The organism is Moorena sp. SIO3I8 (genome assembly GCF_010692325.1).
Taxonomy (GTDB): Bacteria; Cyanobacteriota; Cyanobacteriia; order Cyanobacteriales; family Coleofasciculaceae; genus Moorena.
In genome coordinates this window covers 100,696-114,576 of the sequence record NZ_JAAHHW010000001.1, presented here as the reverse complement: position 1 = coordinate 114,576, position 13,881 = coordinate 100,696, and the positions used below count along the sequence as shown (strand labels likewise).

General features: G+C 45.1%; 2 protein-coding genes. Both read left to right on the top strand.

The genetic code is table 11. The features are described from left to right. The first annotated feature begins 560 nt into the window (after window positions 1-560). Complete coding sequence (locus tag F6K51_RS00425; protein ID WP_293017305.1) at window positions 561-10,742, top strand: type I polyketide synthase; 10,182 nt, start codon at window positions 561-563, stop codon at window positions 10,740-10,742. Further along, window positions 10,739-13,795 carry a type I polyketide synthase gene (locus F6K51_RS00420; RefSeq protein WP_293017304.1) on the top strand — a complete coding sequence of 1,019 codons (3,057 nt, stop codon included), beginning with the start codon at window positions 10,739-10,741 and terminating at the stop codon, window positions 13,793-13,795. Before F6K51_RS00425 ends, F6K51_RS00420 begins: the two co-directional genes overlap by 4 nt. Window positions 13,796-13,881 lie beyond the last annotated feature (86 nt).

The window sequence follows — 13,881 nt, the reverse complement described above, 5'->3', positions numbered from 1 at the left end:
CCTCAAGTAGCGTGCGCATTAGCTGATAGCTGATAGCTGATAGCTGATAAGTACCTGGACAAAAATAAACCTAACTGTATTAATTTGTGTAAAGTTGCCAAAAGTCCCTCTGCTCCCTGCTCCGAAGTCCCTGCTCCCTATTTAAAGAGTTAATTTTAGTTTTGTCCGACTACTTAGCTGATAGCACCTCAAGCAGCGTGCGCGTAGCGCATTAGCTGATAGCTGAATACTTACAAAAAAACTCATGCCCAAGCATGTCTAGCACGTACTAACCAATCTGTTGCTGTGGGAACAGGTCAAAGTTGCTGAACAAATGAACTATCTACCATCAGAGCAAGCTTACACCCACGAGGGGGCATGAGATTTAGTTCAAATGTTCTGCAATTGTGACATGCTCCCGATTTAACCCAAGTGTCTTGCAGGTTACAGCAGTAAACGTTAGGGGTAAACAGGGAAAGGGAAGAGTAAGGAGGATAGCAGGAGAGTAGAAGTAAAGTAGGCAAAAGGGAAGAGATGGAAAAAGTGAATTGTACTTGACTTGGGGGAAGCTAGAGAAGCAAATGTTAGATCTAATTAACCGCTATGCTCATGGATTTGTGGCTATACCAGTTATTTGGGCATGTAGAGAACGAGGAATATTTGAGTTACTGGCTCAGAAACAGTCACTGTATTTAGAGGAGATAGTAGAGCATTTCCAGGCAAATAGCGGGCATCTGCAGGTAGCCCTTAGACTTCTACAGTCACTAAAAATCCTAGAAAAAAATGATGTGGGGGCTTACTCGTTTGGGGATAGAGGTCAAATTCATAAAAAAATACCTAACGATATGGTCAGCCTCTATAAATTCCCCTTTGATTTGTATTTGAAAGGAGAACATAAAAAGGGAATAGGAAGCTGGATTGAGCGTTCGGAACGACGATGGTATATTAATGATTCAAGGTTAAGTGATTTTCTAGATGGAGTATTAGTTGTTCCTATACTGTTAGCCTTGAAAAAAGAGAAGTTAATTGCGGGTAAGTCTGGTTCGCTGTTTTCGGATTTGAAGGATTCGGTAAAGCAAGAATTGACGACTCTGTTTGTTAATTTAGGATGGGCGATCGCGGAAAAGGAAGGTATAAATTTAACGAACGTCGGTCGTTTCATGTCACAGAGGTCTATGAACTTAGGGGTAACAGCATCCTATACTCCGATGTTGTTACAGATAGACGATCTGCTATTTGGGAATCCTCATAAGGTGTTTCAGAGAGATGATGGGGGACATGAAATACATGTCGATAGAACGTTAAACGTAGTGGGTAGTGGTTTTCAACACGAGAAATTTTTTGCGGATACAGAAGAAATTATTATATCTATATTTAATCAACGACCTTTTGAAGAGCAACCTAGCTATGTAGTTGACATGGGTTGCGGCGATGGAACGCTTCTCAAGCGAATTTACAATGTAATTATAGGGAAATCTGCTCGTGGGGAAGTATTAACAAAGTATCCAGTTTATATCGTGGGAGTAGATTACAATCAGGAATCATTGAATGTAACAGATAAAAATTTAGCTGAGATTCCTCATCGGGTTATTCAAGGAGATATTGGAAATCCCGAACGATTATTAGCAGACTTGAAGGCAGAGGGGATAGATCCAGAAAAGGTTTTACATGTCCGCTCATTTTTAGATCACGATCGCCCATTTATTCCTCCGACAGACACGGAAACGGCGGGATCGCGTTCCCGGTTGGATTATCAAGTTGTGGATGTAGACGAAGAGGGAAAACTGATAGCTCCTCACATTGCCGTACAAAGTTTAGTGGAGCATTTAGGAAGATGGTCGAACATTGTGACCAGACATGGATTATTGCTGTTAGAAGTTCACAGTTTAACTGCTTCAGTGGTACAAAAATTCCTAGATGAAAGCGAATCTCTACATTTCGATGCGTGTCAAGCTTTTTCAAAACAACATTTGGTAGAAGCAGATGTTTTTCTAATGGCAGCGGCTGAGGTAGGTCTATTTCCGAAAGCAAAATATTTGAGAAGATATCCAAAGATTTTACCATTTACCCGTATTTCCTTAAACTGCTTTGAGAAGAGAGCCTATAAAATTAGACATCCCTATGCTGAAGATATTGCAGCATTGGTAAATATTGAGAAAAAATGCTGGCCGGAGCATTTACAATTGTCGGTTGGCGAAATTCAGCAACGACTAGAAGAGGGATATAGTAACCATCTGGTCCTGGAAATAGACAGAGAAGTTGTCGGTGTAATTTACACCCAAAGAATAAAAAGCGTTGAAAGCTTAAAATCGGCAAATTTCAAAACTTTGCCAGAACTACACGTAAAGGATGGTCCAGTGCTTCAACTTCTGAGCTTGAATGTAAATCCAGAAAGGCAAGGCTTGGGGTTGGGGGATATGCTACGTCAATTCACCCTTCAATGGGCAGAGTTAAAGGAGGGGATTGAGTGCGTAGCAGGCGTGACTCGTTGCAAGGACTATGCAAATCATTCTCATATTTCAATCAGGGAATATATTGAAAAACGCAATGAAAGAGGTCAAATATTCGATCCAATACCTCGGTTCCATATAGAAGGTGGCGCAACAGTAGTTAGTATTGTCCCTAACTACCGCCCAGAGGATGTGGACAATCAAGGGTTTGGGGTACTGATCAAATACGAACTACAGGAGAAGCTAGAAGCTCCAAAGGCGGAGTGGACGGCAGTTGAGTCTCTGGATAAGCTTGACGATACCGAAAAGCTTGGGGATGTCACGGTTTTAATAGAGCGCTCTATTAAAACTGTGTTGGGGAAAAAACGGATGGAGGCTTTCTCATATAAGCGACCCCTCAGGGAGATGGGTCTCGACTCTTTGGATTTACTAGAGATAAAAAGTCTACTGGAGAAGAAGTTAGAAACTTCGTTGGATTCGACATTTTTCTTCGACTACGGCACGCCAGCAGCGATCGCGGGTTACTTCAACCAGTTAGGACGTGAGATTTCGTTGCCAGATGAAGTATTAACACCGACAAGACCTCGTGGAAGAGACGGGAAGGAAGAGGCGATTGGCCAAAAAGTCAAGACTGGGAGGAAATCGCAGAGGAAAAGCGGTGCTATTCTTCCAGAGGACGGTGTGGCAATAATTGGCATGGCTTGTAGGTTGCCTGGAGGGGTAAATAGTCCCGAGGATTATTGGCAGCTACTTCGGTTGGGCAAGGACGGGATATCGGAAGTGCCTCAAAGTCGGTGGGATGTTAACAGTTACTTTGACCCCGAACCGCAAAAACCAGGCAAAATGGTAAGTCGGTTTGGAGGTTTTATAGACCGGGTGGACTCTTTTGATGCGGGTTTCTTTCATATAGCACCGCGAGAAGCAACCTATACAGACCCACAACACCGTTGCTTGCTTGAGGAAAGTTGGCATGCGCTAGAGTATGCGGGAATAGCTCCCGAATCTCTGGTCGGTAAGCGAGTGGGGGTGTTTGTGGGAATAATGTCCCATGACTACGAACTGCTCTTTGTCAAGCAAACTCAACCTGCTGATTTTGGGGCATACTTTAGTACTGGCAACTCGGCATCGGTGGCAGCGGGTCGTATAGCTTATTTCTACGGACTGCAAGGAACGACTATGTCGGTGGATACGGCTTGCTCGTCTTCGTTAGTAGCGGTTCATCTGGCTTGTCAAAATCTGCTGCATAATGAGTGTCACCTGGCTTTGGCAGGGGGTGTTAATCTGCTGCTTTCTCCGGAATTGAGCATAACTTACTCCCAAGCCAGCATGCTTTCTCAAGATGGTCGTTGCAAAACTTTTGATGCTTCCGCAGATGGCTATGTCCGCAGTGAGGGCTGTGGGGTAGTGGTTCTCAAGCGCTTAAAACAAGCAATAAAAGATGGGGACAATATCTTAGCAATAGTGCGGGGTTCGGCTGTCAACCAGGATGGGGCAAGTAATGGTTTAACGGCACCTAACAGACAGGCTCAGGAAAGTCTGATCAAAAGGGCTTTGTCTGAAGCGCGGGTTTCACCCCACGAAGTGAGCTATGTCGAAGCTCATGGTACGGGAACTTCTTTAGGCGACCCGATCGAGGTCAAAGCTTTAGAAGGGGTTTTCGGCCAAGGGCGATCGCAAAATAACCCCCTAATGATTGGCTCGGTGAAGACGAATATCGGGCATGCAGAGGCAGCCGCAGGTATGGCTGGATTGATAAAAGTGGTTTTGTCACTCCAACACCAGCAGATACCCCCGCACTTGCACTTTAACAAGCTCAATCCCCATATCACGGGAGATGGGTTGCCTTTGGCGATACCTACTTCTCTCTTGGACTGGAAACAGATTGATCGAGAAAAGCCCCGCTTGGCAGGAGTCAGTTCCTTTGGATTTAGCGGCACTAATGCGCATGCGATCGTCCAAGAAGCACCAGTGTTAGCACCGAAGCAGGAGGCCAGACCCGATCGCCCTTGGCATATACTCACAGTTTCGGCAAAGGAAGAAACAGTCCTGGGAGAGTTGGCGGGCAAATATGCAACCTTCTTAGAGGAAAACCCGGAACTGGCTTTGTCGGACATTTGCTTTACCGCAAATACAGGTCGATCGCACCTAAAGCATCGCCTGGCTGTAGTGGGAGAATCATCGGCGGAAGTGATGGAACAGTTGCAGGACTTGCACTCGGAGACAGGGGCGATCGTAGGTCAAGCAGAGGAACGGGTTCCAAAAGTGGCGTTTCTGTTTACGGGACAGGGGTCCCAGTATGTTGGCATGGGACGGGAACTGTACGAAACAGCACCGGTATTCCGTCAGGAACTCGATCGCTGCGAGGTACTGTTGCGAGGCGAGTTGGAATGCCCGCTGCTGGAAGTATTAACCGATGATAGTCAGGATGAGTCGGTACTGCATCAAACTGCTTACACCCAACCAGCTTTGTTTGCCATTGAGTATGCCTTGGCTAAGTTATGGGAATCCTGGGGCATAAAACCGGATGTGGTGATGGGTCACAGTGTGGGAGAATATGTGGCAGCTTGTGTGGCAGGGGTTTTCAGTCTCGAAGATGGTCTGAAATTAATTGCGGCACGGGGCAGGTTGATGCAGCAGTTGCCTGGTGGAGGCGCGATGGTTTCCCTGATGGCTTCTGAGTCCAAGGTACGAGAGGCGATCGCGCCCTACGTAGAGCGAGTAGCGATCGCAGCCATCAACGGACCGAAAAGCATAGTAATTTCTGGGGAGTTGGAAGCAGTAAACCAGATCCTCAATACCCTAGAATCACAAGGAATCAAAAGCAAACAACTACAGGTGTCCCACGCTTTCCATTCCCCGATGATGGAACCAATGCTGGGTGAGTTTGAAGCCGCAGCTAAAGCAGTAACCTATAGCAAGCCTCAGATAAAACTGATATCTAATGTCAGCGGACGTCAAGTGGAAGATGAAATCACGGAAGCTGCATATTGGACCGGTCATGTTCGACAACCAGTACGGTTTGCTGACAGTATGCAAACTTTGCTGGAGCAAGGATATGAGTTATTCCTAGAAATAGGACCCAAACCCATTCTGTTGGGGATGGGGCGTCAGTGCTTGGGGGAAGATAAGGGAGTATGGTTGCCAACGCTGCGTCCCCCAAAAACAGAATGGCAGCAGATACTTGAAAGTTTGGGACAGCTATATGTGCAGGGATCCCAAATAGATTGGTTTGGGTTTGACACAGAGTACGGGCGTCGGAAAGTCGTAGTTCCTACTTATCCGTTCCAGAGGGAACGTTATTGGATAGAAAATTTAAATAAATCCTATAAAAAACGGTATGTGTCGAAAAAAAGCCACCCTCTGTTAGGTGAAAGATTAAATTGTGCAGGGGAACAACAAATTTTTGAATCGTACATCGAGGAAAACTCTCCAAGCTACCTGAGCCACCACAGAGTATTCAATAAAGCCCTATTTCCGACAACAGCCTACTTGGAAATGGCAGCGTCAGCAGCTCATTACCGATTTAAGACTCCCAGGGTCGTGGTAGAAGATCTAGTAATTGGACGTGGATTGAGTTGGTCTCAAGGGGAACAGTTTTCAGTTCAGACAATACTGACACCATTAGATCAAGAAACATACAAATGGCAAATATTCAGTCAGAAGTCAAGTGCAAGCAAAGAAGGGGAAGTATGGCCCCTCCACGGAACAGGGAAAATAAAACCCCTGCCGCCAGAGACAAGCAAAGCGAAAGTAGACATAGAAAAGTACTTGGCTGATTGTAACCAAGCCATAGAAGTAAAACAACATTATCAAAAATGTCGGGAAATAGGGCTTAACTACGGCAGCAGTTTCCAAGGCATTAAAAGTTTGAGTGCTGGCCCAAACCAAGTGCTAGCGCAGATAAAATTACCCGAAGAGCTAGAAGGAGAAGCAAGACAGTATCAGTTTCATCCGGCACTGTTAGATGCAGCGTTGCAGATAACCTATCACCTACTGCCTGAGACAAACAATGACAAAACTTACTTGCCAATAGGGATAGACAAGTTAGAAATACATACTCGTTCGGGAGTAGAGCTGTGGGCGATCGCGTCCCTAACGGAGTCTGAGGTCAAAAGTGCAGAAAGTATCAGCACGCAAGTGACCCTGGTCAGTCAAGAGGGAGAGATAGTTGCGAAAGTAGAAGGGTTGCGAGTAAAACAGGCAACCCCTCAAACGCTACTGGGAACAGAAGCGAAATCTATTGATGACTGTTTGTACGAAGTAGAATGGAGAGCAAAAGGGCGTTTGGGTAGACTGCTCCCAACCTCGGATATGCTGGAACCGTTAGAAATAGAGGAGCAGTTGAGTCAGAGTCTAATAGAATTAGTAGCAACAGTAGACCAGAAAAGATCCTCCCAAAGCGCTGCTAGTTTAGAAGAATTAAGTGTAGAGTACATAGTGCAAGCATTGCTGGAGCTGGACTGGCCGTACTCGGTAGGCGATTGCTTTTCTACAGAGGCAGTTAGCCAAAGGTTAGGTATAGTTCCCAGCCAAAGACGACTATTCAAGCGAATGCTAGAAATAATGGCTTCTGAGGGAATAGTGCGGTATTCCCAGCAGGAGTGGCAAATGCAACAGACCTTAGACCCAGTCCAGCTGGGAGAAAAAATTGAGACTCTAATCACTCAATATCCCGATGCAGTGGCAGAATTGACTCTACTGAATCGTTGTGCATCTCAACTAAGTGAGGTTTTGCGGGGAACGCAAGATCCAGTGCAGCTGGTATTCCCATCAGGAGATTTGACTACAGCAACACAACTGTATCAAGATACCCCCATAGCTAAAGTGATGAACGCGATCGTGCAGCAGGTGATCGTCAAGTCAATAGAGAAGATCCCGCAACAACGAGGGATAAGGTTGTTAGAAATAGGAGCGGGAACGGGAGGGACGACAAGCTATATATTGCCCCATCTAAATCCAAATCAAACAGAATATCTGTTTACGGATATAGGGAAATTATTTACAAGTAAGGCTCAAGAGAAATTCAAGGAATATCGATTCCTGCGCTATGCAGCATTAGATATTGAGGAGGATCCGACAACTCAAGGATTTGACGCTCATCAATACGACGTGATTATTGCAGCCAATGTTCTTCATGCAACCAGGAGTATGAAGCAGACATTAACAAACGTGCGGAAAATGCTGGCACCAGGGGGCATGTTGGTATTACTGGAAATAACAAGTTGTCAACGATGGCTGGATTTAGTATTCGGATTATTGGAAGGATGGTGGAGATTCCAAGATAGTGAATTGCGACCGGACTATCCGCTGTTGAGTAGAACTACATGGAAGCAATTACTTGGTGAAATGGGTTTTACTCAAGTAGTCACCATGCCGGAAATAGAGGGAATGCCGGAAATATTGTCTCAACAAACGGTGATAGTGGCTCAAGGGTCGAAAACCAGGTTTTCACAAACAGCATCAGAACGCAAAGGTTGGTTGCTGCTAGCAGATAAACAAGGGATAGCCCAAAAGTTAGCAAAGCAACTGCGAGCACAAGGAGACTCTTGTACGTTAGTATTTGCAGATGAGCAATACAAACAAATAACAGCAGAAGAATTTACCATTAACCCCAATAACCCAGAAGATATAGAGCAAGCCATTGCTCAGGTAACCGACAAAAACCCGTTCCTCTATGGAGTGGTTCAATGTTGGACAGCGGAAACGGGAATGGCAGAAAATATGAATGCTGAGGAATTGGCTAATTTATCCTTACTGGGGTGCGGCACCACCTTGTTTTTGGTTCAAGCATTGGTAAAAAGGAAATGGGTCCAAACACCACGGTTGTGGTTAACGACGTCAGGCTCTCAAACACTATCGGGAGATCGAGGGATAATCCCAGGAGTGAGCCAATCTTCAGTCTGGGGAATGGGGAAAGCGATCGGCTTGGAACACCCAGATTTACACTGCACGCTGATAGATTTAGACCCAAACCAGACAGTAGAGCATCAAGCAGATGTACTGTTCCATGAAATTTGGTCAGAGGATATAGAAAACCAGGTGGCATTACGAGGAGACAAACGTTACGTACCTCGGTTAGTTGCAAGTCATCATCGTCAAGCAGCAGCACGACAACTGAAAATTCCATCAGAACCTTTCAGACTGGTAATGTCAGAGAGGGGAAGTTTAGACAACTTAACTTTAGAGCCATTAACCAGGCGTGCTCCAGCAGCAGGGGAAGTAGAAATTAAAGTTAAGGTCACGGGGCTAAATTTCCGAGACGTGCTGATAGCTTTGAATATATATCCGGGAACTCCGATAATGGGCGGAGATTGTGCAGGGGAAATAGTAGCTGTGGGAGCAGGGGTAAAAGAGTTTAAGGTGGGAGACGCGGTGATGGCAATGGCTCTGGGAAGCTTTAGTCAATACATCACCGTTAAGGCGAGCTTAGTCGCCCTCAAACCAGAAAAAATCAGCTTTGCAGAAGCGGCATCGATTCCGGTTAATTTTTTAACAGCATATTATGCTTTGCATCATTTAGCTAAGATTTCAGCAGGTGATCGGGTTTTGATCCATGCCGCTGCAGGAGGAACTGGGATGGCTGCAGTGCAAATTGCCCAGAATGCAGGAGCGGAAGTATTTGCCACTGCTAGTCCACCCAAGTGGGAAACCCTACGACAAATGGGTGTCAAACATGTCATGAACTCTCGCACAGTAGAGTTTGCGGACAAAATAATAGAAAGCACTCAAGGAAAAGGAGTAAACATCGTACTAAACTCTTTGACATCAGGGGAATTTATTAGCAAAAGCCTCTCAGTATTAAGTTCCCAAGGTCGGTTTGTGGAACTGGCGGTTCGAGATATTTGGGAAGCAGAGCAAATGACACGGAATAAGTCAGACATTTCATACTTTCCAGTGGATCTCACCCAAATAGCTCGGGAACAACCAGAGTTAATCCAATCAATGTTCCAGCAGTTAATAGAAAAGTTCGAGCGAAGTTGGCTAAAACCACCACCATTAAAGTTATTCCCCATAGAGTCTGCCCTCGAAGCATTCCGTTACATGCAACAAGCCAAACATATTGGCAAGATTGTGGTAACTCAAACAGAACAACCAGGGGTAGACACCAAGGAAAAGCCTTTAACTTTCCGTGGAGATGCAAGCTACTTGATTACAGGAGGTATGGGCGGTTTAGGTTTACTGGTTTCCCGTTGGATGGTGTCCAAGGGAGCCAAGCATTTAGTATTGGTAGGACGCAGGACACCGGATGCTGCTGCGAGGAAGAAAATAACTGAGTTAGAAAAAGCAGGAGCATCGGTGGTAGTAGAAAAAGCAGACGTGTCAGATTTAGAATCTATGACAAGAGTGCTCTACAATATAGAGCAGTCAAAGATTCCTTTAGCAGGGGTGATCCATGCGCCAGGGATTTTATCAGATGGAGTTCTTCAAAACCAGACTTGGCAGAGTTTTGCTAAGGTGATGGCTCCGAAAGTGCAAGGGAGTTGGCATTTGCATAAATTGACCCAACACCAACCATTGGACTTTTTTGTACTATTTTCTTCTACAGCATCTCTTTTAGGTTCAACCGGTCAAGGAAATCATTCGGCAGCGAATTCGTTTCTAGATGGTTTAGCCCATTATCGTCGTAGTATGGGGTTACCGGGGTTGAGTATACATTGGGGTACGATTTCTCAAATAGGAAAAGCAGCAGAACGCGGTGCAGATATAAGTTTTCAGCAGCAAGGTATCCAACCAATCGCGCCACAACGGGTTCTAGAGTCACTAGAGTTACTAATGAGTGGTGCCAGTGTGGAAGTAGCGGTAGTGCAGATGGACTGGTCTGCTTGGCAAGACCGAATGGCACAATGGCCGTTTTTGGCAGATTGGAAACAAACAGCTATGACAACTGCCGAGACCGTGAAATTAGGGTTGATACAGCAGTTGAAAGAGGTGGTTTCCAGCCAACGAAGAGAGATGTTAGTAGAGCTTGTGCGCAGTCAAGTAGGCCGAGTGCTAGGAATAAAGCATCCAGAATCAATTTCATTAGAAAAAGGCTTTTTTAGTATGGGAATGGATTCATTGACATCGGTAGAGTTGAGGAATAGGTTGCAAACAAGTTTGGAATGTGGTCTGCCATCAACGCTATCTTTCGACTATCCGACAGTTAATAAGCTAGTAGATTATTTGCTTAAGCATGTACTGGTTGAAAGAGATCTGGGATTAGATGATGGCGAAGTCTCAGAGGAGGACAAGGGAGATTTGGTTATAAAATTGGAACAGACTGCTAAAAAATTGGCAGAACAATTAGGTGCAGATTGGGAGGATATGACATGAGCAATAACCAGGAACAAGGCTACGCCAAGCTAATGGAAATGGCCTCTAAGAAGATTGCTAAGTTAGAAGCCGAACTAGAGGCAGTAAAAGGTAGGGACAAAGCAGAACCGATCGCGATTGTTGGGATAGGTTGTCGCTTCCCCGGAGGTGCATCGACTCCAAAGAAATTCTGGGAACTATTGGAAAACGGAGTAGATGCCATCACTGAAGTGCCAAAAGACAGATGGAATGTTGACGATCTGTACGACCCGGATCCGACAACTCCTGGCAAAATATGTACTCGTTATGGAGGGTTTATCGATGGCGTGCAGGAGTTTGATGCTGATTTTTTTAGCCTGACTCCTAAGGAAACGATAAGTCTAGACCCTCAACAAAGAATATTATTAGAAGTAACTTGGGAAGCTATAGAAAATTATGGGAAAAATCCCGAAGAATTGAAGGGGAGCAAAGCGGGCGTATTTATTGGTATATGTAGTAATGAATACATGCAACGTGTAGTCAGTCAAGGTAAGGAAAAAATTGATGCCTATATGGGTACCGGGAATATCAACAGCGCAGCAGCTGGGCGAATTTCCTATACTTTAGACCTGGTTGGACCTTGTTTTGCCGTAAATACAGCTTGTTCATCTTCTTTGGTAGCCATTCATTTAGCCTGCGCTAGTTTGAGAAATAAAGAGTGCAATCTAGCATTGGCTGGGGGAGTGAATCAATTGGTTTCTCCAGAGTTGAGTATTAACTTTTCTAAGGCTCAGATGCTATCGCCAGATGGTCGGTCCAAGACTTTTGATGCTTCTGCCAATGGGTTCGTCCGTGGTGAAGGATGCGGGATGATTGTACTCAAACGTTTGTCAGAAGCAGTAGCTGATGATGATAATATCCTGGCGGTTATTCGCGGAACAGCTATTAATCAAGATGGTTATAGCAGTGGTTTGACGGTACCTAAAGGTCCTTCTCAGCAAGCAGTTATTCGTCAAGCTTTGGAAAATGGGGGAGTAGACCCGGGAAATGTCAGTTATATCGAAGCTCATGGTACAGGAACTTCCTTGGGAGACCCCATTGAAATAGGAGCGATCGGAACCGTATTTGAAAAAAACCACTCTCAAGAACGACCTTTGCTCGTCGGTGCAGTTAAGACGAACATTGGTCACTTGGAGGGGGCTGCAGGCGTAGCAGGTTTGATTAAAGTAGTCCTGCAATTACAACATCAAAAAATAGCGCCTTTACTGCATCTGAAAAAGCTGAATCCTTATATTAATTGGTCAGAATTACCAGTAAAAGTACCGATCCAGATCATGCCTTGGCAAACGAATGGAACTCGCATTGCCGGTGTTAGTTCCTTTGGTTTTAGCGGCACAAATGCTCATGTAGTCTTGGAAGAAGCACCGCTACTCGAAAGGCAAAAGTCAAAAGGCAAAAGTAGCGAAGACATAACAGAACGCTCTTTCCATCTATTAACGCTGTCGGGGAAAAAGTCAACAGCACTTCGGGAGTTAGTCCTTCGTTATCAAAAATATCTAGCAGAACGAAGCAATGCTGAGAAAGAAGAGTTGGATAACATTTGCTATACAGCGAACGCAGGACGCGCCCATTTCAACCACAGACTAGCAGTCATAGCCTCTAACGAACGAGAATTAGCGGCCAAACTGGGAGAGTACCAAAAGGGACAGGAAGTAGCGGGAATATCGTCGGGGGAATTTTCCGGCGAGGCAGCACCGAAAATAGCCTTTTTATTCACCGGTCAAGGTGCTCAATATGTCAACATGGGCAGGCAATTGTACGAGACGCAGCCGTTATTTAAAAAGACTGTAGACCAGTGTGCCGAAAAGCTTTCATCCTACATGGACAGACCAATATTGGAAGTTCTCTACGGATCGGAAACAGACGAGTCGGTTTTGGAACAGACGGCTTACACTCAACCAGCTCTATTTGTTATAGAATACGCTCTATGCAAACTATGGCAATCTTGGGGTATCGAACCGGATGCAGTCATGGGTCACAGCGTGGGTGAATATGTAGCTGCAACTGTGGCGGGAATTTGGAGTTTGGATGATGGTCTCAAACTCATTGCAACCAGGGGACGGTTGATGCAACAGTTGCCCCCAGGTGGCGTGATGGTTGCAGTCATGGCGTCAGAGTCCCAGGTGCGAGAAGCGATCGCATTTTGTAGTAAGCACTTTAGTGCTTCTGTTAGTGCTTCTGTTGGTAGTAAACACTTTAGTGTTTCAATCGCAGCGATCAACGGACCCCAAAGTGTGGTAATATCTGGGGAGGCAGAGAAAGTAAAGTATTTACTACAAACATTAGAAGCTGGAGGAATCCAAACAAAGCAACTGCAAGTATCCCACGCTTTTCATTCACCGTTAATGGAACCCATGTTGGCCGAGTTTGAAGCAGTGGCGAAGCAAATAACCTACAGTCAAGGGCGGATCCCAATAATATCTAACGTCACGGGAGGTAAAGCAGACAATAGCATTGCTACGAGTAAATATTGGGTAAATCACGTGCGCCAACCAGTCAGGTTTTCGCAAAGTATGGAAGCTTTGAGGCAAATGGATCTATTCCTGGAAATAGGACCCAAACCAATATTATTGGGTATGGGAAGGCGATGTTTGCCGGAAGGTGTAGGAGTGTGGTTGCCTTCATTGCGTCCGGGTATGGATGAATGGCAGCAGATGCTATCGAGTCTCGGTGAACTATACGTGCGAGGGGTGAAGGTTGATTGGTTTGGTTTTGACAAAGACTATCTAGGGCGGCGCAAAGTCTCTCTCCCCACCTATCCCTTCCAGCGACAACGCTACTGGGTAGATGAGACTCGCTTTGATAGACCACATCTGCTAGAGGAATCTAATAACGAATCTTCAGAAATAGAAATAGAGCAAATCATCACCCAACAGGAAGAATATAATAACGGATGTTCAGAAACAGAAATAGAGGAAATTATCATCCAGGATGAATATGATGATAACGGATGTCCAGAAACAGAAATAAAAAAAATTATCACCCAACAGATAGAGATTATGTATCAACATCTAGATTTATTGCACGCAGAATAAAGCCATTATTTGGGTTGGGAACTACAACCTATCTCAAAGGAAAAATTTTGCTCAACGAGTATCAGGTAATTTCATAAAATAAATAA